The 21,098-nt window shown below is 60.5% G+C and carries 17 protein-coding genes; 11 read left to right on the forward strand and 6 right to left on the reverse strand.

Features of this window, described 5'->3' with window-relative positions; genetic code table 11:
- The first annotated feature begins 270 nt into the window (after positions 1–270).
- The 3 genes from AC13RC_RS23455 (at position 271) to AC13RC_RS23465 (ending at position 4,007) form a co-directional block, all read left to right on the forward strand.
- Positions 271–1,227 (forward strand): sugar-binding protein, encoded by a 957-nt coding sequence (locus tag AC13RC_RS23455; RefSeq protein ID WP_113333353.1) that lies wholly within the window; start codon positions 271–273, stop codon positions 1,225–1,227.
- 102 nt (positions 1,228–1,329) lie between these two features.
- Positions 1,330–2,871: a sugar ABC transporter ATP-binding protein gene (locus tag AC13RC_RS23460; RefSeq protein ID WP_488558586.1), complete on the forward strand. Its 1,542-nt coding sequence runs from the start codon at positions 1,330–1,332 to the stop codon at positions 2,869–2,871.
- Between the two features lie 128 nt (positions 2,872–2,999).
- Positions 3,000–4,007 (forward strand): ABC transporter permease, encoded by a 1,008-nt coding sequence (locus AC13RC_RS23465; protein ID WP_488492888.1) that lies wholly within the window; start codon positions 3,000–3,002, stop codon positions 4,005–4,007.
- Between the two features lie 72 nt (positions 4,008–4,079).
- Here AC13RC_RS23465 and AC13RC_RS23470 read toward each other — a convergent pair whose 3' ends face one another.
- Both AC13RC_RS23470 and AC13RC_RS23475 read right to left on the reverse strand, forming a co-directional pair.
- Positions 4,080–4,535, reverse strand: a complete 456-nt coding sequence (locus AC13RC_RS23470; protein ID WP_183814124.1) for a hypothetical protein — start codon at positions 4,533–4,535, stop codon at positions 4,080–4,082.
- Between the two features lie 113 nt (positions 4,536–4,648).
- Positions 4,649–5,551: a LysR family transcriptional regulator gene (locus AC13RC_RS23475; protein ID WP_113354631.1), complete on the reverse strand. Its 903-nt coding sequence runs from the start codon at positions 5,549–5,551 to the stop codon at positions 4,649–4,651.
- A 136-nt stretch (positions 5,552–5,687) separates the two neighbouring features.
- Here AC13RC_RS23475 and AC13RC_RS23480 point away from each other — a divergent pair, with 136 nt between their 5' ends.
- From AC13RC_RS23480 to AC13RC_RS23495, 4 genes are all read left to right on the forward strand, one after another.
- Complete coding sequence (locus tag AC13RC_RS23480; protein WP_145323603.1) at positions 5,688–6,914, forward strand: HlyD family secretion protein; 1,227 nt, start codon at positions 5,688–5,690, stop codon at positions 6,912–6,914.
- Positions 6,915–6,991: 77 nt separating this feature from the next.
- Positions 6,992–8,599 (forward strand): MDR family MFS transporter, encoded by a 1,608-nt coding sequence (locus tag AC13RC_RS23485; protein WP_488558587.1) that lies wholly within the window; start codon positions 6,992–6,994, stop codon positions 8,597–8,599.
- A 48-nt stretch (positions 8,600–8,647) separates the two neighbouring features.
- On the forward strand, positions 8,648–9,835 hold the full coding sequence (locus tag AC13RC_RS23490; protein ID WP_488558604.1) for an adenylate/guanylate cyclase domain-containing protein: 1,188 nt from the start codon (positions 8,648–8,650) through the stop codon (positions 9,833–9,835).
- A 392-nt stretch (positions 9,836–10,227) separates the two neighbouring features.
- Positions 10,228–11,319: a porin gene (locus tag AC13RC_RS23495; protein WP_113396260.1), complete on the forward strand. Its 1,092-nt coding sequence runs from the start codon at positions 10,228–10,230 to the stop codon at positions 11,317–11,319.
- A gap of 154 nt (positions 11,320–11,473) precedes the next feature.
- On the opposite strand, the gene AC13RC_RS23500 is transcribed toward AC13RC_RS23495, so the two are convergent.
- Both AC13RC_RS23500 and AC13RC_RS23505 read right to left on the reverse strand, forming a co-directional pair.
- Positions 11,474–12,808: an acetyl-CoA hydrolase/transferase family protein gene (locus AC13RC_RS23500; RefSeq protein WP_113355843.1), complete on the reverse strand. Its 1,335-nt coding sequence runs from the start codon at positions 12,806–12,808 to the stop codon at positions 11,474–11,476.
- A 264-nt stretch (positions 12,809–13,072) separates the two neighbouring features.
- A complete protein-coding gene (locus AC13RC_RS23505) occupies positions 13,073–14,548 on the reverse strand; it encodes a multicopper oxidase family protein (RefSeq protein ID WP_488558588.1) in 1,476 nt (491 codons plus the stop codon).
- A gap of 398 nt (positions 14,549–14,946) precedes the next feature.
- Here AC13RC_RS23505 and cueR point away from each other — a divergent pair, with 398 nt between their 5' ends.
- Positions 14,947–15,396, forward strand: coding sequence for a Cu(I)-responsive transcriptional regulator (cueR, locus tag AC13RC_RS23510; RefSeq protein WP_113333342.1), 450 nt, complete (start codon positions 14,947–14,949; stop codon positions 15,394–15,396).
- 75 nt (positions 15,397–15,471) lie between these two features.
- On the opposite strand, the gene AC13RC_RS23515 is transcribed toward cueR, so the two are convergent.
- Positions 15,472–16,380 carry a LysR family transcriptional regulator gene (locus AC13RC_RS23515; protein ID WP_488558589.1) on the reverse strand — a complete coding sequence of 303 codons (909 nt, stop codon included), beginning with the start codon at positions 16,378–16,380 and terminating at the stop codon, positions 15,472–15,474.
- 168 nt (positions 16,381–16,548) lie between these two features.
- On the opposite strand from AC13RC_RS23515, the gene AC13RC_RS23520 reads away from it, so the two are divergent.
- Both AC13RC_RS23520 and AC13RC_RS23525 read left to right on the forward strand, forming a co-directional pair.
- On the forward strand, positions 16,549–17,373 hold the full coding sequence (locus AC13RC_RS23520; RefSeq protein WP_488558590.1) for an aldo/keto reductase: 825 nt from the start codon (positions 16,549–16,551) through the stop codon (positions 17,371–17,373).
- Between the two features lie 11 nt (positions 17,374–17,384).
- The gene (locus AC13RC_RS23525) at positions 17,385–18,596 is read left to right on the forward strand and encodes an MFS transporter (RefSeq protein WP_488558591.1); all 1,212 of its coding nucleotides are present in this window, start codon (positions 17,385–17,387) and stop codon (positions 18,594–18,596) included.
- A gap of 115 nt (positions 18,597–18,711) precedes the next feature.
- Here AC13RC_RS23525 and AC13RC_RS23530 read toward each other — a convergent pair whose 3' ends face one another.
- Positions 18,712–19,626, reverse strand: a complete 915-nt coding sequence (locus tag AC13RC_RS23530; protein ID WP_488558592.1) for a hypothetical protein — start codon at positions 19,624–19,626, stop codon at positions 18,712–18,714.
- 260 nt (positions 19,627–19,886) lie between these two features.
- Between AC13RC_RS23530 and AC13RC_RS23535 the strand changes: the two genes are divergently transcribed.
- Entirely contained in the window at positions 19,887–21,038 is a 1,152-nt protein-coding gene (locus AC13RC_RS23535; RefSeq protein WP_488558593.1) for an MFS transporter, read from the forward strand.
- The last annotated feature ends 60 nt before the right edge of the window (positions 21,039–21,098 follow it).

A 21,098-nucleotide genomic window follows, 5' to 3' on the forward strand; every position in this document is an offset into this window, starting at 1 on the left:
GCGGATAGGGCATACAATCGCCACCCACATCTTCAAGCGCGAGATCGCTGGCAATTGAACCAAATAGCTAGATTTTCGAGAGTCCGCCGCTTCGCGCGCAGGCAACTGTATTACTAATACTATTTACTAATTGAAATTAGTCGTATACCGTCGGTGTCGTGGTGGGACGTGCCTTATCTCGCTTGGCGAGAAAACCCTGGGAGGGGGCTCAGGACCGGCCTGCCGCGAGTTGCAACCAGATCCCGCAGGCGGATCTATGGGAGGACGATCATGAAATACGTAACACGGGGCGCTGCCGCCTTCGCGGCAGGGTTGCTGCTGAGCTATGCGACGGCGACCTATGCCGCGGACAAGCCCACTCTCGCATTTGTGGTCAACGGCGCGTCCGACTTCTGGAAGGCGGCCGAAGCCGGCGTCAAGAAGGCTCAGGCCGAATTGCCGGACTTCAACATGGAATTGAAATATCCTGAACAATCGTCGGTCGCGATCCAGCAGCGATTGATGGAAGACCTCGTGGCGGCCGGCGTCAAGGGCATCATGGTTTCGGCCGTCGATCCCAAGACATCAACGGAGGGGCTGAACAAGATCGGCTCGGAAACGGCGCTGTTCACCACCGATAGCGACGCACCGGATACGAACCGCGTCGCCTATATCGGCTCATCGAACGTCGATGCCGGCAAGCAGGCCGCCGAGATCGCCAAGAAAGCCATGCCGAACGGGGGCAAATGCATCGGCTTCGTGGGACTTCTCGGCGCCGACAATGCCAAGGAGCGCATTCAGGGCATGAAGGATGGCCTGGCGGGCACGAAGATCGAATTGACCGACGTGCGCGGCGACGACATCGACCAGACGAGAGCGAAGAAGAATGTCGAAGACGCGCTCGTCGCGAGCCCTGACGTCACCTGCATGGTCGGCTTCTACTCCTACAACACGCCCCGCATCTATGAAGCACTGCGCGAAGCCGGCAAGCTCGGCCAGATCACCGTCGTCGGCTTCGATGATGATCCGATCACGCTCGGCGGCGTCAAGGAAGGAACGATCGCCGCGACGGTGGTGCAGCAGCCCTATCTCTGGGCCTATCAGGGCATGAAGCTGATGGCCGCCTACCTGAAGGGCGACAAATCGGGCATTCCCGCCAACAAGCTGATCATCATCCCGACGAAAATCATCGGCAAGGACGACGTCGATGCCTATGCGGCCAATCTGAAGGCCATGGCTGGCAATTAAGGCCAACCAGCAGCGCCGGTTGCGAGGACCGGCGCTGCTCGAATGCAGTTGCTCACGTCGCCGCGGCTCTCGAAGCCACATCGCACAGGCATGATATTCGTTATGAACCAGCGCTCGGATAACTTGGCATCGGCTGAAACCACGATGCCCTTTCTCAGCCTTTCGGGAATCGGCAAGACCTATCCGGGCGTGGTCGCGCTCGATAATTTCTCGATGGACGTCAGCCCCGGCGAAGTGATCGGTCTTGTCGGCGAGAACGGCGCCGGCAAATCGACGCTCATGAAGATCCTTGGCGGCGTCGTCAGGCCGGATCATGGCAGTATTCGGCTCGATGGAGCCGAGCACGGGGCCTTCACGGTCGAAAGCAGCATCGCCTCCGGGATTGCCTTCGTCCATCAAGAGCTAAACCTTTTTGAAAATCTCGATGTCGCGGCCAATATTTTCCTTGGCCGCGAACCATTGCGCGGCGGCGCCCTGAAACTGGTCGACCGCGCCCGCCTGCGCGAGATGGTCGCCCCTCTTCTGAAGCGCGTCGGCGCCAATTTCTCGCCGGATACGCCGGTGGCGTCACTATCGCTTGCCCAGCAGCAGATGGTCGAGATCGCCAAGGCGTTGTCCATCAATGCCCGTCTCGTCATTCTCGACGAGCCGACCTCGAGCCTGCCGCTTGCCGAGACGGAAAAGCTGCTGGCCGTCATATCCTCGCTGAAAGCCGAAGGCATCAGCGTCATCTTCATTTCGCACCGCCTGCATGAGGTCGAACGTGTCGCCGATCGCGTCATCGTTCTGCGCGACGGGACGCTTGTCGGCACATTGGCGAAAGACGCCATCGACCATGATCGCATGGTGAAGCTGATGATCGGGCGGGCATTGGCCGCGCGCTCCGTGGAAGCGGCCCGTCCGCCGGGCGATATCGCCCTGAAGATCGCGGCGGTCCGCACAGCCGCCTATCCGGCGCAGCCCGTCAACCTGGATATCCGTTACGGTGAAATCCTGGGTCTTGCCGGTCTCGTCGGCTCAGGCCGGACGGAACTTGCCCGCGTCCTGTTCGGGGTCGACCATAGCTATGGCGGCACCATCGCCCTCGGCGGACGCGAGCTCAAACTGCGATCCGCCAGGGACGCTGTCGCCAATGGCATTTTCCTGGTGCCCGAAGATCGCAAGCTGAATGGCATCCTGCTGGATATGCCGATCTCGCAGAACATATCGTTGCCCAACCTCCCGGCCTTTGCGCGCCGCTCCATGGTTTCGCCGGAGCGGGAAAATGCCATGGCCGAAACGCAGCGCAGGCAGCTCGCCATCAAGACACCATCGATCGCGACCCGCACGGGCACGCTTTCGGGCGGCAACCAGCAGAAGGTCGTGCTTGCCAAATGGCTGGCGATGCACCCGAAGGTGCTGATCTTCGACGAGCCCACCCGCGGTATCGATATTGGCGCGAAGAGCGAAATCTACAGCCTGATGCGCAAGCTTGCCGATGCCGGTGTGGCGATCCTGATGATCTCAAGCGACATGGAAGAGGTGATCGGCGTCTCCGACCGCATCGCCGTCATGCATGAGGGTCGGATCTCCGGCATCCTCGAAAAGGATCAGTTCAGTCAGGAAAACGTGCTTTTGCTGGCCGTCGGCAAAACGCTACACTAGAGTGGTTCAGCTATCCAAGGAAACCTGAACCGCTCTATCTCATTGTTTTTGCGCAATTTCCCGCGAAAGATGCTTAGCACTTCGCTTGGAATTGCTCTAACGGCCGCGGCCAATGGGAATTGATATAGATGAGTAAGAAAGATCTGGGCCTGCTTTTGTTGATTATCGTTGTCGGCATTGTCGTGACGATCATCAATCCGCGCTTCCTGTTGCCGATCAACCTCGCCAATACGTCGAACCTTATCGGCCTTTTCGGGATATTGTCGATCGGCCAGGCTTTCGTCATCATCACCGGCGGCATCGAATTGTCCGTCGGCTCGCTGGTTGCCTTGCTCGGCGTCCTGTTCATCGATTTCATCGCCGTCCAGAACATGCCCTGGGCGATCGCCCTGCCGCTGATCCTGATCCTTGGCGGCCTCCTGGGAGCGATCCATGGCTGGCTGATTACCCGGCTCAACCTCCAGCCTTTCGTCGTCACTCTTTGCGGCCTCCTGATCTATCGTGGCGCGGCGCGCTTCTACACAGCGGACGGCACGGCAGGCTTCGCCTTCGGCCAGAACTTTCCCACCCTCGAATTCCTGACCGCCGGCCGCTTCTATGGCGTGCCGAACACCTTCATCGCGCTCGTGATCATCGCCGCCGTCATGTGGATCGTTCTGCATCGCTCCGTCTACGGCCGCTATCTCTACGCCATCGGCAAGAATGAGGAGGCGGCGAAATATTCCGGCATCCGCACCAGGAAGATGGTAACGGTCGCCTACATCATATGCGGCGTGCTGACGGCGCTTTCAGCGATCTATTTCGCCATGTACACCCGCTCCATTTCGCCGGCGAGCCATGGGCAATTCTATGAGCTCTACGCGATCGCTGCGGCGGTGCTTGGCGGCTTTTCGCTGCGTGGCGGTGAAGGATCGCTGATCGGCGTGGTGCTGGGCACGATCCTGCTGCAGGAATTGCAGAACCTCGTCAACCTTTTGGGTATCCCCTCCTCGCTCAACTTCGCCGTCATGGGCGGCGTCATCCTGATCGGCGTCTTGATCGATCAACAATGGAGCGCCATCCGGGCGCAACGGCGCCTCGCGTCGGCCGCACGCCAGGCGGAAACGCGCCAGCCCGCCGAACAACCGCAGTCATGATGCCGCCACCGGCCGGATGGACCCGAGGACGTCCTGTACGATCGGTAAGGCCATGCCACATGCCCGTGAATTTCAGGAAGGCCCCGACCTGTTGCAGACGAGGCATCCGTAAGCATGCATGATGATCCCATGCGTTTCGCAGCGCCTGAGGTCGCTCTCGGAAAAGGTCGAATGGATCGCCGCGCCGCTTGCCCTGATATTGTGTGGTCCGAATGCCGACACCAGCATTCGCAAACGCATCAGGCGCGGCATCAGCCAGTCTTCCTTCGGCTCGTAGCCCAGCTTTTCCCAACCGACTTTCGATTCCGCGGCGGTGATCGCCCGAATTACAAAATTCCGATCCGCGGCAAATGTCGCGACGTGCCAGGGCATTTCGGCGATGTCGAATCCCACCGCCCCAAGTCCCAAGACCGCCTGATCTCGCGATGCGATCCAGGATGCAAACGCTTGCTCCGACCTCGTTCGCGCCAACACCGAAGCAGCAATGGCGAGAACTTCCACGAAGACGTCGGTCAATCCGTTCCGCATCTGAATCGCAGGCAGCTCCGGACGAGCCTCGCATGTTATTCGGTTCGCCATGGCTTTGAGATGGCTCCATTCACTGCTGCGTCACCGACGGAAAGGACTCGGCCTTGTTGTGCTCAGGTCATCCACTTGCGGTGCTCGACGAAACGCTCCGCCAAAAGGTCGATGAACAATCGCACTTTCGTCGGCAGATGGCTACGGTTCGGATAGATCGCGCTGATCGTGAATTCCACGGCGCGATAGTCGGGCATGACACGCACGAGACGGCCAGCGGCGACCTCTTCGAAGACGATGAAACTCGGAGCGAGAAAGATGCCCTGCCCGCTCGCCAGGAGAAAGCGCAGTGTCTCCGCGCTGTTGGAGACGACATTGCCAGAAATCTTGACGCCCACTTGCTTGCCATCAGCATCCTCGAAACGCCATTCGTCGCCATAGGGGTAATAGGTATATTGCAGGCAATTATGCTCCGCGAGGTCGGCCGGAACCTTCGGCATCGGATGTGTGTCACGATATTCGGGCGAGCAAACGAGCATGTGCCGCCAGGGCGCGAGCTTGCGCGCGACGAGTGTCGAGTCGGATGCGGGGAGGGTTCGGATCATCAGGTCGTAACCCTCCTCGACCATGTCGATCGACCGTTCGCCGACGTTGAAATCGAGCGAGATCGCGGGATATTGCGTCATGAATTCGTTGACGACGGGAAGCAGGAAGCGGACTATTGCGCCGCTGGTATAGAGCTTAAGCGTGCCTCGCGGCATGGTACTAAGCGCGCCGGCGGCCCGATCGGCCTCCTCGAGATCGGCCAGTATCTGTGAGGAACGCTCATAATAATATTTGCCGGTTTCCGTCAAACTGATCCGGCGCGTCGTCCGGTTCAGAAGCCGCGCACCCAAGCGGTCTTCCAACGATTGCACGTGATTGCCCACCATGGTGACGGACATGTTGAGCCGGCGGGCGGCGGCGGAGAAGCCGCCACATTCCACCACCCGGCCAAAGACTGTGAGGCTGGTCAACCGATCCATATTGTCCTCGGATTATCCACTGTGACTTGATGATCCTTCCCGATTTGAGGAGATTATCAGAAGGACGGTTCGGATGCATCTTCATCGCATCAAAATGACCCCGGGCAAAGGGGTGGCGCATTGAAGGAAACGGACGATGGTGGAACTCCCCCGCAACGAAGCGTTCAAGAACGCGAGCCAAGCCGACGCTGCTCCGGCCAACGAGGTCGCAAGGTCTCCCACGAGCGAAGCCCCGCGGGGTGTGACCGTCGAAGCGCCTGTCGCTTCGGCCACGCCCAAGACAGGCGGAAAGCTCATCAAGCGCGGCGTGCTGATCGCCGCGCTGCTGGCTGGCGTCGCGATCGCGGCGGATTTCGGCTATCGCTACTGGACGGTCGGGCGCTTCATCGAATCCACGGACGACGCCTATGTGAAGGCCGATTACACCACGATCGCGCCGAAGGTCGCCGGCTATATCAAGGATGTGCTTGTCAACGACAATGATAAGGTCAAGGTCGGCCAGGTGCTCGCCCGCATAGACGACCGCGATTTCCAGGCCGCACTTTCCCAGGCGAAGGCGGATCTGAAGGCCGCGGATGCGGCGATTTCCAACATCGATGCGCAGATCCAGCTGCAGCAATCGCTGATCGGGCAGGCCAAGGCGACGGTCGACGCGTCGCAAGCCTCCCTGGATTATGCGATATCGGATGCAGCGCGTTCGGCTCGGCTGATCACCAACGGCGTCGGCACACAGTCGCGCGCCGAAGAGACGGCATCGGCCAGAAAGCAGGCAGCCGCCGCCGTCGAGCGCGATCAGGCCGCGCTCGTCGCTGCTCAGAACAAGGTGCCGGTGCTTCAGACCCAGCGAGATCAGGCAGCCGCCCAGCGCGATCGGGCCGCTGCGGCCGTTCAGCAGGCCGAGCTCAATCTTTCCTATACCAACATCGTCGCCGCCGTTGACGGCACGGTCGGCGCCCGCTCGATTCGCGTCGGGCAGTATGTGACATCGGGAACGCAGCTGATGGCGGTGGTGCCGCTGCACTCGGTCTATGTCGTCGCGAACTTCAAGGAGACGCAGCTCACCTATGTACGTCCCGGACAGTCGGTCGAAATCAAGGTCGACAGCTTCCCGGACATCACCATCAAGGGCCACGTCGACAGCCTCTCGCCGGCAAGCGGGCTCGAATTCTCGCTGCTGCCACCGGACAATGCGACAGGCAATTTCACCAAGATCGTCCAGCGCATACCGGTGAAGATCGTCATCGATGACGATAACCTCGTCGGTTTGCTGCGCTCGGGCATGTCGGTGGAGCCGGAAATCGACACCAAGGCCATCCAGACATCGACGACGGACGCACAAGGATTATCCAGCCACGCTGGATGATCCTTCCCGATCTTCATCGATTATCACCTCTGTATCGTCATGAGATTATTCTGGCATGAGCCGGAAGGAGACACGTCGTGGCTACCCTTCAGATCGCCGCAAACAACAATTCAGCCGTATCGGCTCCGGTTGCCCGGCCCGCCATGAGCCCGCTTCGCATGTGGACCGCCGTCGTTGGTTCGACACTTGGCGCCTTCATGGCCGTTCTCAACATCCAGATCGTCAATGCCTCGCTTGCCGACATCCAGGGCGCGATCGGCGCTGGAACGGACGATGGCGGCTGGATCTCGACCTCCTATCTGATCGCCGAAATCGTGGTCATTCCCCTTAGCGCCTGGCTCGCCCGCGTCTTTTCCGTGCGCATCTATCTGCTGACCAACGCCCTCCTTTTCCTGCTTTTCTCGGTCGGCTGCGCCTTTGCCGCCAATCTGCAGCAGATGATCGTGCTGCGCGCCATACAGGGCTTCTCCGGCGGAGTGCTGATCCCGATGGCCTTCACGATCATCATCACCTTGCTCCCCAAGCCCAAGCAGCCGATCGGCCTCGCGCTCTTCGCCCTTTCGGCGACCTTCGCGCCGGCGATCGGGCCGACCATCGGCGGCTACCTCACGGAAAACTGGGGCTGGGAATATATCTTCTACGTCAATCTTGTGCCCGGCATTCTCATGATCGGCATGCTCTGGGCCTCGCTCGATCGCGCGCCGATGAACCTTTCGCTGCTCGCCAAGGGCGACTGGCCCGGCATCATCACCATGGCGGTTGGCCTTGCCGCGCTGCAGACCGTGCTTGAGGAAGGCAACAAGGACGACTGGTTCGGTTCCCCTTTCATAGTCCGCCTCTCTGTCATCGCCGCGGTCTCCTTGACGCTCTTTCTCATCATCGAGCTTCGCGCCGCCCATCCGCTCCTCAACCTGCGCCTGCTTGCGCGCCGCAATTTCGGCTTCGGCATCGTCGCCAATTTCCTGATGGGTGTCGCCCTCTATGGCTCGGTCTTCATCCTGCCGATCTACCTGACGCGTATTCAGGGTTACAATTCCGAGCAGATCGGCATGGTGCTTGCCTGGACCGGCATTCCGCAGCTCATCCTGATCCCGCTGGTGCCACGGCTGATGAAACGTGTCGATGCCCGCCTGCTGATCATCGTTGGCTTCGCGCTCTTTGCCGCCTCGAATTTCATGAATGTTCACATAACCGGCAACTATGCCAGCGATCAGCTCTTCTGGCCGAATATCGTGCGCGCCGTCGGCCAGGCGCTCGCCTTCACGCCGCTGACAGCGATCGCCACCGCCGGCATCGAGCAGGAAAATGCCGGTTCCGCCTCGGCGCTCTTCAACATGATGCGCAATCTCGGTGGCGCGGTCGGCATCGCCGCGCTGCAGACCTTTCTCACCAAGCGCGAGCAGTTTCATTCCAACATTCTCACGAATTCGGTCTCGGCATTCGAAGAGGCGACCCGTGCCCGCGTTGTCAATCTGACGAATTACTTCATGAACCATGGTGTCAGCGACCAGGCGCTTGCCACGCACAAGGCGATCGTCGCCATCGCCGCCAGTCTTCGCAAGCAGGCCAACATCATGGCTTTCAGCGACACGTTCTTCCTGCTCGGCGTCGCGCTGGTCATCGCCCTCGTCGCGAGCCTGCTTCTGAAGAAACCCGGCCACCTTTCCGGCGGTGCGGCACACTGAGCGCCGCATCTCAAAGAGGAGGAGATAGCCATGACCCTGCTGCACGACATGCCCAAGACCTCGATCATCAATTCCAGGACGGGCCATATTGGCGTCAATACTGCGGCTACCCTCAGCCTGATCGAATGGCTGACAGGCGATGAATGCCACGCCCTCGACGAGGCCGGCCTTGTCGCCGGGCTCGGCCGCCGCCTGCGGGCCCTCGGCCTTCCCATCGATCGGTTGACGCTGCACCTGACGACGCTGCATCCCGAATTCATCGGCCGCACCTTCGCCTGGGCGCCCGGCGAGCCGGTCGAGATCCATGATCGCGAACATGGCTCGCGTCTCGCGCTTGCCAATACGCCGCTCATGAAGGCACAGGAGATGCGCGAACCGCTCGTCGTCGGTCCGGGCGAGAGTCCGCATGGGCGCTGGCAACATATCGACATATTTTCCGGCCGGGGGCTCGTGCAATTGATCGTGGCGCCGCTTTGCAACGCCGACGGACCGATCAGCTGCGCCGTCTTCGCCACGCGGCGGCCAGGCGGCTTCACATCCGGCGAGCATGATCTGATCGAACGCATCCTCCCGGCCTTGCGCAACACGTGCGAACTTCGCGTCCTCAGACAATGCGAACTCAGCCTTCTCGACACCTATATCGGCCCGATGACGGCGAGCCGCATCCTCGCAGGACACATCCGTCGCGGAGAAATCGAATCCATGGAGGCCGCACTTCTGCTGTGCGACCTACGCGGCTTCACCGAGCTTTCCAATCGGCTGCCAGGCGGTACCGTGCTCGGGCTCTTGAACGCCTATTTTGACAAGGTGATACCGGCGATCACCCACGAAGGTGGAGAGGTGCTGAAATTCATGGGCGATGCGGTTCTGGCATTCTTTCCAGGCGTCGATGCGACCGGAGCCTGCGATGCGGCGCTGACCGCGGCGAAGACAATTCTCGATGAAATAAGCGGCTTCGAATATGAAGGCATCCGTGTCAAGGTCGGTATCGCGCTGCACTATGGCGAGGTGAGCTACGGCAATGTCGGCTCCGGCAACCGCCTGGACTTCACCTTGATCGGCCCTGACGTCAATATCGTCAGCCGTATCCAGAACGTCTGCAGCGAGAGCGGCCAAGCGCTCCTGATATCAGGCCCATTCCAGCAAAAGGCTGATATCACCGATGCGATCTCGATCGGGCGGCAGCCGCTGAAGGGCTTCGCCAATGCGATGGAGCTGTTTGCGATCGCATGCTGACGCCGCCGATGAGAGGAGAGAGGTTGGGCCATCCGAGCATTCGATCGATCCCTTGATTGCTTGGATGGGGGTTCCTATCCGAATTTTCCCGCCAAGCATGTGTTGCATTAAATCAACAACCAGTTTTTCCGTTTTCGAATGGCTCCGGGTCGGATTTACAAACAATCTGAATGTATATAGCTCTGTCATCGGGATCTGATTAGCTTGCGATCTGGTGGGGTTGTTGTTTCAGCCGCCAGCTAACGAGGTCCCATCGGGGTGGGGATAGTACCGGCGGTCTATTGCAGATGCAGCGCCTGGTTTGGCTTCCTGTTTGCGGGGAGCACTTCCATGCTAGCCTATTATGCTCGCTCCTTGGATTACGTAGAAATAATTACGACAAGGAGTTTACAATGAACATCAAGAGCCTTCTTCTCGGCTCCGCTGCCGCTCTGGCGGCGGTATCCGGTGCTCATGCTGCTGACGCGATCGTCGCCGCCGAGCCGGAGCCGCTGGAATACGTTCGCATCTGCGACGCATATGGTGCTGGCTACTTCTTCATTCCCGGTACCGAAACCTGCCTCAAGGTCGGCGGCATGGTCCGTACCGAAGGCAAGTGGTACGATGCCTACAATGCCAACAGCCACAACGGCACTCTCTGGCATACCCGCGCTCAGCTGAGCCTCGACACCGCGACCGACACAGAATATGGCCCGCTGAAGACCAATACCGTCATCCGTTGGGATTGGCAGGAAGGCAACTCGACCTCCACCAAGCTGCTGTTCGCCAACATCAGCCTCGGCGGCTTCCTGGTCGGTAAGGCCGACTCGCAGTTCAACTATTACATCGGCTATGCCGGCGACGTCATCAACGACGACGTGATCTATGACGGCCCGTACGAACTCAACCAGTTGACCTACACCTACGATGCCGGCAACGGCTTCACGGCTGTCGTCTCGGTTGAAGACTCGAACTCCAGCGGCTCGGGCGCTGGTTATGGCGCGAGCTGGGCAAGCGACGACAAGGCCAACCACTACGCTCCCGACGTCGTTGCCGGTGCCGGCTTCAAGTCCGGCGCATGGGGCTTCAAGGTTGTCGGCGGTTACGACTCCATTAAGTCGGAAGGCGCCATCAAGGCTCGCGTCGACGCTGACTTCGGCGTCTTCTCGGCCTTCTTGATGGGCGGCTGGAACACGGACGGCGACAACCTGAACAAGTACGCGGGCACCAACCTGGCTCGCTCTTCTTGCCCGGCTAACGATGCATCGAAGTGCGGCTGGGGTGACTGGGCTGTTTGGGGCGGCGTTGGCGTTCCGATCAACGAAAAGCTGAAGTGGAACCTCCAGCTCGCCTACACCGACTCGAAGATCTTTGCCGCGACCACGAACGTCAAGTGGAACCCGGTCAAGAACCTGCTCATCGAGCCGGAAGTCTCCTACACCAACTTCGATTCCGTGAACCAGGATCAGTGGGCTGGTATCCTGCGCTTCCAGCGTAGCTTCTAATATGGAATTACCCGGCTTAGCGCCGGGTATGAGAAGCCTGAGGTTCCGATCCCTCAGGCTTCTTCCATCGATCGGTTGACGTCCGATCAAAGCCGGAAGGATCCGATTTCCCCCCGGTTCTTCTTATCCCCATGCAAGATCAACGCTGATGACGTCAATCCGGCGCGTAGAACCCCGCCTGGTGGGCAGCCCGATCAAGCTCCTCCCGGAAATCGGGATGGGCAAGCGCGATCATCGCCCTCGCCCGCTCCGCCACCGATTTTCCCTTGAGGTTCACCCAGCCATATTCCGTGACAACGATATGGATATCGTTGCGCGACGTCGTTACTGGACCTGTCAGCGTTGGAACAATACGCGAAAGCGTTCCCTTGGCCGCCGTCGCATGACAGGCGATGATCGAGCGGCCGCCGCGTGAGCCATAGGCGCCTCGGACGAAATCCACCTGCCCGCCCGTGCCGCTGAACTGCCGCCCATTAACGAATTCGGAATTGCACGCGCCATTGAGATCGATCTGCAGCGTGGCATTGACCGACACCATGCGGTCATTCTGGGCGATGACGAAGGGATTGTTCACATAATCCACGGGATGTGCTTCGACATCGGGATTATCGTTCAGGAAGTCGTAAAGCGGCTTGTCTCCCAGCGCAAAGGTGAAGATGGTTCGCCCGACATGTATCTGCTTGCGGCTATTATCGACCACGCCGGCCCTGACCAGAGCGGCAAGTCCCGATGTCATCATTTCGGTGTGGATGCCCAGGTGGCGGTGCTGGGATAGACCGGCGCAAACAGCGTCCGGCAACGCACCGATGCCCATCTGCAGGCAATCGCCGTCGTCCACGAGTCCCGCGACGATGGCGCCGATCGCATCATCGACTTCCGAGCGAGGTGCGGCAGAGAGCGCCGGCAGGCTTGCGTCGTTCTCGACAAGCGCGGTGACGCTTGAGACCGGGATCATGCAATTGCCCCGCACATAGGGCATGCTGGGATTGACCTCGAGGATCAGCCGGGCACCGGGCTTGCGGGCGACCGCCAGGGCATAATCCGTGCTGGCGCCGAGACTGAAATTTCCGTCCGCATCCATGGGCGAGACGGTGGCGATCAACGTATCGACGCCGACATGCTCCACCAGGGAACGCGGCACCTGACTGAAATGGCACGGCACGATTTCGGCGGCGGGCAGCATCTCGGCCATTCGCCGCTTATCCAGGGCGCGATCCACCGCTCCATGAAAATAACTCATTGGAATGATGCGGTCACGCAGGTCGAAGTCGAGCACGCTCGAGCCGGCGACGCCTGTACAAAGCAGGTAGTAGAGCCGGACATTGTCCACCGCGCCGGCCCGCGCACGTTCGGCCAATGCCGCGAGAATGGCGGGCGGCTGACCGGCAGCGATCGGCATGGCGATCTTCGCGCCCGATGGTATCAAGGCAACGGCCTCATGGGCAGAGCGCACGCGTTCGCGGTATTGCGTCTGATGATTAGCGGCCATCGAGTCCTCCCCTTGAATGCCACCGTCAGCACAATTTGGCATCCACCGCGGGATCGCGATCGACCCTCCTCCAAGGTCGCCGCGAACACTTGGCTGCAGTAGGACGCGCTTACATAAAAGCGCCGAACCCGCTGTTCGCGCAAGACCCGAACAGCACATCCACACCGGCAAAAGCGAACTCGGCCTCAACCTGATCGAGATCCGAGGCCAGGGATGAAGGGAACGACGATTTTCCCTCTTCGCTTCGATTGATGACCGAGCTTGTCAGGCCTTAACGTCGACCGTGCCCATCATGCCGAGATCTTCATGTTCGAGGATGTGACAATGATACATGCGCCGCCCCGGCAAATCCTGTCGCAGCAGGATGCGTACCGTCTCGCCGGCGGCAACATTCACGGTGTCTTTCCAGGCGCGGTAGGACGGCTTGGTGACCTCGCCATCCTTTTCGCGTTCGACAAGCTGGAACTGCGCCCCATGCACATGAAACGGATGGTCCATGTCCGCCTGATTGACGATCTCCCATAATTCGACCTGTCCAACCTTCGAGACTTCGTCGATGCGGTTCATATCGAAGCTGGCGCCGTTGATAAGGAACTTCATCTCCATGCCTTCCATGGATTCCGTCAATACAAAGCGACGCGTGACCGACGGTTTCGCGAAGCCGTCAATGGTGCGCAGCTTCGCGGGAAGCGGCGGCGCGACAGGCGCGGCTTCCTCCGACACATTTGCCGTCAGCAAGGTCATGCCGACCTCTTCGGGCTTGCCCGGCCCCATCCACCCACGCTCATACCCGAGCGTGACAAGCTTCGCCGCTCCCGGTCTGTCGAAGGAGATGATGAGTTCGACGCGCTCGGCCGGCGCGAGCAACAAATCGTCTATGCCGACGGGAGCTTCGATAAGGCCGCCATCCGTTCCGACGAGCACCATGGCGGCATTCTCGAATGCCAGCCGCAGGAATCGCGCATTTGTCGCGTTGAGGAGGCGCAGGCGGCGCTTTTCCCCTTTCGCCACGGCCAGGACCGGATTCTTCTGGCCATTGACTAGGATATGATCGCCGACGCGCCCATTCATCAGATCGATCATGTTGCTCGCTGGTATGCTTCCATCTTCGCCGATCCGGAGATCGGTGAACATGAGGATCGTATCGCCATATTCGGCGGGGATCGGGTCATCCTTGGGTTTGACCAGGAAGACGCCCGCGAGTCCGCGATAGACCTGCGCGGCGGTAAGGCCATGCGGATGGGGATGGAACCAATAGGATGCGGCGCTGCCTTGCGGCAGATCGAAAGCATAGAGGCGCTCGCTGCCCGAGGCGACGGGCTCCATGGGACTGCCATCCTGATCCGCAGGCACCGGCATCCCATGCCAATGAACCGTCGTCGGCTCATCGGGAATGCCGTTCCTGAAACTGATCTCGACCCTATCGCCCTCATACGCCTCGATCACCGGATTTCCGCCGTTATAGAGGAGCGCGGACGTGTCGAGCCCCTCGGCGAAACGAACCGACCCCGGTTCGGCGGCAAGCCTTGCCTTGAACAGACCCGCTTCGCCAGCCTCGTTCATCAAGCGCGGCAACTCACGCAAGGGCTGCCCTTCCGGCAAGACAGGTTTGCCGCCGGTCATCGGCATGTCATGAGCGCCGTTTGCCCCCATATGTCCCATGTCATGCATCATTTGGGCCGCGGCCGGCCCGGAAATCGCCAGGCCCGCCAGCCCTGTTAGAAAACGACGTCGGTGCATCGATTGCTTCCTCTTACTCACAGCAACATCCCCATGGTACCGCTCACCGCAGCCTCGCGCTCCTTGGTCCCTGAACCGAAGGCGTCTTCAACCGGCTCTGCGTCGATGGTGATCGTGGAGAGCTTTTCATGACCTTGGTTGCCCAGTTCGCGACTGCCGGCCGGCCCGCTTGTTCAACCACCTGCCCGAGTATCGGTTGAAAGGCGGTCGTCTCGACCTTGACCGTGGGCCTATCGAGAATTCCCGTAGGTTTTGATCTCATGGTGCTCAAGGTGGAGGTTCCAACCGTGGTAAGGTCAAGTGCCCCCTGGCGAAAAATATGCTATTGACCTTCCCATGGTTGGAAGGCCCACCTGCCATCGGCGACATCAGGCGGTGCCTGTCATTGGAGAAGCTTCATGAATATCGGACAAGCGGCAAAGGCATCCGGCGTTTCGGCCAAGATGATCCGCTATTACGAGGAGACCGGCCTCATTCCGGCCGCCGGCAGGACGGCATCGGGCTATCGCGACTATTCGGATAACGACGTGCACATGCTGCGCTTCATCCGCCGAGCACGCGATCTCGGCTTCGCCGTCACTGAAATCAGCGAGCTTCTGGAACTCTGGCGAGACGAAACCCGGCAGAGCGCCGAGGTCAAGCGCCTGGCTCAGGGTCACATCGAAGCGCTGAAGAAAAAGATCGCCGACCTGCAGGATATGGAGCACACACTCACCATGCTCGTTAATTCCTGCCAGGGCGACCATCGTCCGCATTGCCCGATCCTGCAGCGGCTCGAGACCGATCAGGAGGACGAAAATCCGTCGATCCAGCCTCGACCCGGCGCGATATCGCGACCCTTGCAGTGATCCCTGCCCGCCGACGTCTCGGTGGCGGGTTGCCGGCACAGAACATGGCCGGGATTAAATCCCCACCAAGGCCGCTCAGGCCTCCCCTTCAAGGAATTGCCGGAGGCGCGGCACGACGAAATCGAGGAAGACGCGCACGCGCTGCGGCATGCGCGCGCCGCCGAGAAAGACCGCATGGATCTGCTCCTCATCCGGCTCGACGACATCGGCGAGCACCTCGATGAGACGGCCTGCCGCGATGTCGGCGCGGACGTGATAGTCCCCCATGCGGGCGAGCCCCACACCCGCCAGCGCCATGCGCCGCACGGTTTCGCCATTGTTGGCGAGCAGCGAACTCGTCATGGCGCGATCGACGATGCGGCCGCTTTCCCTTACCGGCCAGACGGGCGCGAGACGGCGGAAATTGAACCCCAGACAATTGTGCCGCGAGAGATCATCGACGGTCAACGGTATTCCATGGCGATCGAGATAGCTGGGCGCGGCGACGATCTTGCGGCGGGCAATGCCGATGCGGCGCGCGATCATGCCTGACGCCGGCAAGGCCCCGACCCGAAAAGCGACGTCGGTACGGTCGAGATAAAGATCGACGATTTCATCCGACAGCGAGAGATCGATGACGACATTGGGATAACTCTGCCAGAATTCCGGCAAGAGCGGTTCAAGTCCGAGCACGCCCAAGGCAACGGAAATGTTGACCCGTACAGTGCCGCCCGTGGACGTCGCGCCCTGCGCCAGTTCCTGCTCGACCTCGTCGAGATCATGCAGCAGGGCCTGGCTGCGCTCATAGTAGATCCGCCCCTCCAGGGTCAGCGATAGCCGTCGCGTCGAGCGTTCGACAAGCCGAACGCCGAGCCGGGATTCGATGCGTGAGATCAGTTTGCTGACGGTGGACGGCGTCATGCGCAATAGGCGCGCCGCTTCGGAAAAACTGCCTGCTTCCACCACCCGAAGAAATACCTGCATCTCCCCGACGCGATTGTCCATGGAGCACCTATTTTTGATTTGGTTTCACAAATAATGTGAAAAGCTGCCCAATTATCAAGTGCGGATGCTCTCTCTATTTCATAGGCCGAAGAAATCGCGCCTTCAAATCCGGCGCGGCATCCATTCAAGGCGGCCAAGGCCGTCGAGATTTTCAAAAAGGAGTTTTCGATGCTCACCGTTACCGCCCACGGCGCTACAATTCCCGCGCTCGGCTTCGGCGTCTTCCGCATGTCGGACGCGGAAGTGGAGCGTGCCATCCCGGCCGCGCTCGAAGCCGGCTTCCGTCATTTCGATACGGCGCAGATCTATCAGAACGAGGCAGCGCTCGGCAGGGCCTTGCAAACGGCTGGCGCAAGACGGGACGACCTCTTCCTGACCACCAAGGTCTGGGTCGACAATTACAGCAAGGAGAAGTTCGCCGCTTCGGTTGACGAGAGCCTCGACAAGCTCAAGACCGACCGTGTCGATCTCCTGCTGCTGCACTGGCCGGGCGACAAGGTGCCGGTCGCCGACCAGATCGAAATGCTGAACGCCGTCAAGGCCGCCGGCAAGACCCGCTTCGTCGGCGTCAGCAACCAGAATATCGCGCAGATGCGGGAATCGGCCAGACTTTCCAGCACGCCGATCGTGACCAATCAGGTCGAGATCCATCCCTATCTGCCTCAACAGGCCCTTATCGCGGCGGCGAAAGCGAACAATGTCGCGATCACCGCCTATTACGGCATGGCCGACGGTGCCGTGCCGAAAGAGCCAGTATTGCAGCGGGTCGGCGCCAGATACGGCAAGAGCGCCGCGCAGGTCGGGCTGCGCTGGCTGATCCAGCAGGGCCACATCGCGCTGTCCAAGACCGCCAATCCCGAGCGCGTCAAGGAGAACATCGCGATCTTCGACTTCAATCTCGACGAGGCGGATATGATCGCCATCGCCGCTCTCGCCCGCCCGGATGGCCGCATTGTCAGCCCACCCGGCCTCGCGCCCCAATGGGACGCCTAAGGAGTTTCAACATGGACGCCAAGATTTCGACGGCCGAAAAGGCCCAAACACCCTCTCACGCCCGATGGGCTCTTCTCGCGCTTGCGATCGGCGCCTTCGGCATCGGCACGACAGAGTTTTCGCCGATGGGACTTCTCCCGGTCATCGCCAAGGGGGTCGATGTCTCGATCCCGACGGCAGGCCTCCTCATCAGTGCCTATGCGATCGGCGTCATGGTCGGCGCCCCCTTCATGACGCTCGCCTTCAGCCCCTTCGGCAAGCGCACGGCGTTGATGCTGCTGATGAGCATCTTCACGATCGGCAATCTCATGTCGGCGATGGCGCCGGGCTACTTCACGTTGCTGCTTGCCCGGCTCGTCACCAGCCTCAACCACGGCGCCTTCTTTGGCCTGGGTGCCGTCGTGGCGGCAAGCGTGGTACCGAAGGAAAAACAGGCAAGCGCGGTCGCCGCCATGTTCATGGGGTTGACGATCGCCAATATCGGCGGCGTGCCGGCCGCGACTTGGGTCGGTCAGGCGATCGGCTGGCGCATGGCCTTCGCTGGAACCGCCTTGATCGGTGTCGCCGCCATCGCCGCGCTTTGGATCGCTCTTCCGAAAGGCGAGCGCGGTGCCATGCCTGATATCAGGCGGGAACTGGCCGTGCTCACCCATCCTACGGTTCTCATCGCCATGGCGACCACCGTCATGGGCGCGGGCGCGATGTTCTCGCTATACACCTATGTCGCTCCCACGCTTACCGAACTCACCGGCGCTTCCAATAGCTTCGTGACCCTCGGACTGGTGCTGATCGGCATCGGCTTCACGATCGGCAACTGGCTTGGCGGACGACTGGCCGACTGGTCGCTCGACGGCGCGACCAAGATCTTCCTGGCCTTGCTCGCGGCGATCATGTTCGCGCTGCCATTGGCAATGATCACCCACGCAGGAGCCGCCATCGGCCTGCTTCTCTGGGGTGGCGCGGCGTTCGCGATCGTTCCGCCCGTGCAGATGCGCGTCATGGAAGCGGCGGCGGAAGCGCCAGGCCTTGCCTCCTCCATCAATGTCGGAGCCTTCAATTTTGGTAACGCCCTTGGAGCCGCAACGGGTGCCGCCGTCATCAGCCTTGGTTTTGGCTATGCGGCGGTCTCGATCGCCGGAGGTCTGCTGGCCGCCGCCGGCCTGGCGCTGGTGTTGATCGGCACACGCAAGCCGTCGTCGCTGCCGGCAAATTTTGGCGCATGATCAATCCACTGGCCACCGTATCAAGCATCAAAATTTCTCGATGCCCTGCCCGCTAAAATCAAGCCGTCCACGGTCTTTCGCCGCGGACGGCCTAACTCAATTGAAACAGCCTTGCTCAGGGCAGTTTGATTTCGAGCGTGATCATGTAGTTGCTATAGTTGGGAGGGGTCGGCGGCGGATTGGGGTTGGTGGCCGAGAAGATCGAATAGTCGCTTATGCGCGGAGGCGTGGATGGCGGCTTCACGTCCGGCCTCCAGGAGGCCTTGATCGTTATCTTATCCGTGGCGCGATAGGAAAGATTGAGCTCGCGGTTCCTGCTTGTGCCATCCTGGGAATGCTTGCCCTCCAAGGACCATTTGTCCCATGATGCTTTGAGGCTCTCCGCTGTCTGGGTGCCTCTGCGTTCATAGCTGCCACTCAGGGACGAATTGTTACCCTTGGTCGACAGCTCGTAGAGTTGATCCTGAACCTTGCCGTTGAAATCGGTCGTGATCGTGGCGCTGCCTTCGGTCTTACCATCCGACGACCGTGCCTTGACGTCGAAGATGATCGTCTTGTTGCCGACATAGACGCCAACGTTCGGATTGAGCCCATTCGTCTTGAAGCCGATGTCGCTCTTCGCCTTTGAATCAAGAACGATGGGACGCTCGGGCGACTGGAAATATTTTCCAAGCAAATCCTGCTGGGGTCTGGTCGGCGCGACTGGCTTGCCCATGGGGTCGAAGGCACCCATGACCGTGCAGCGCTGCCCGCTCACCCAGCTGTTGACGGCAAAGATCAGATGTCCGTCATCGCCGATCGCGGCCACGCCCTGATGCAGGCTGTTCCTCAGGTTATAGCGACCGCAGCAGGATAGGGCGCTGTCGCTTGCCGCTTCGAAGGACCGGCCGGAAAAAACGACGCCGGACGGCAGTCCCGATGCCGCACTGCTGCCTAGAATCGGGCAACTGGAGAGCGGTATCAGCCTGTAGCTGTTCAAATCCGTTTGCGACGTCTGGCCCGCCGGCCTGGTGAGCGGTGCTAATCCCATATCTGATCTGCCGTTTCCTGATCTGTTGACGAAGGATGAAAAATGAGAGCGATGCGATTTATGCGTGTCCCGCCGGCTGAGTTAGGTCGGCGAATTTTTTTGTCCAGTCGCGGGTTTTTTCTGATCGGTCGCGCGCACTTGCCGAATTAGCCCACGCTTCTAATTTGTCTGATGAATTAAGAGCCTTCGTATTGCCAGCGCAGGTTGCTTTCGGATAGACCCTTTCCATCTCTCGTGTTCAGATTTCCTGGAGCGCCGAAATGCGTCTTGAACCGCAGCAGCGAATTTATGTCTGCTTCTTCCTGTTCGCGGTCTCGATGGGCGCGATGCTTTCGCGCCTTCCCGATCTGCAGGATGCCTTGCGCATCGACAAATCCGAGCTCGGCCTGACACTGATCGGTGCGGCGATCGGCGCGCTCATATCACTCACCTTCGTCTCCCCGATCGTCGCACGCCTCGGCACGCGCAAGACGGCATTCATCACCGTGCTCGGAACCTCCGCATCCCTCGCGCTCGTGCCGTGGATGGGCTGGGCTCCGCTGGTCTTCGCTGTCCTCTTCTGCGAGGGATTGCTGGCAGGTGCGCTCGAGATCAATCTCAACGTCGAGATCGATCGCATCGAGGCCCAGCTCGGCCGCGGCGTCATGAGTCGGGCGCACGGGTTCTGGAGCCTCGGTTTCTTTGTGACGGCACTCGTGTCGTCGGTGATCCGGCAGGAGGGCGTGCCGATGCACGTGCATCTCGGCCTGACATTTATCTTCGTCCTCATCGTCGGCTCGATTACCATTGCCGGCATGCGCAACGCGCCGGCCCGCCCGACCGAGGATCATGTCGAGACCCATCACATCGCGTTGCCGACGCTCGGCCTTTTGCCGCTCTGCGTCATCGGCATCGCGGCATTCCTGGTCGAGGGTGCCGGCATCGACTGGTCGGCGATCTACATGCGCGACGTCTTTCACGTCGAACCCTTCGTCGGCGGCCTCGGCCTGACGCTGTTCACCTTCTTCATGGCACTGACGCGATTGTTCGCCGACGGGTTCGTCGATCGCTACGGCTCCCGCTACGTCGCGCTTTCCCTGATGCTCCTGGCGATAACCGGGCTTTGCGCCGTCTGGCTCGCACCTCACCCCAACGTCGCGCTTCTGGGATTTGCCTTCATGGGCGCCGGCTGCAGCGCGGTCTATCCGCTTGTGGTCTCGGCCGCCGCCCAGCGCACTGACCGCCCGGCCCATGTCAACGTCGCGGCCCTCGGCCAGATGTCCTTTGTCGTCTTCTTCCTGGCGCCGCCCTTGCTTGGATTCATTGCCGAACACGCCGGCATTCGCACCGCCTATCTGGTGTGCATCCCGGTCATCCTGGCCGGCCTGATGGGTGTGGGTTCGCTTTCCGGACGCCGAAGCGCCTTTGCGTAAGGACTCAGCGATCCAGCGAGAATCGGCTGGATCAAATCAGCCAGCATCCGCTATCGGCTG

This window comes from Martinezella sp. CNPSo 3890, assembly GCF_057784455.1.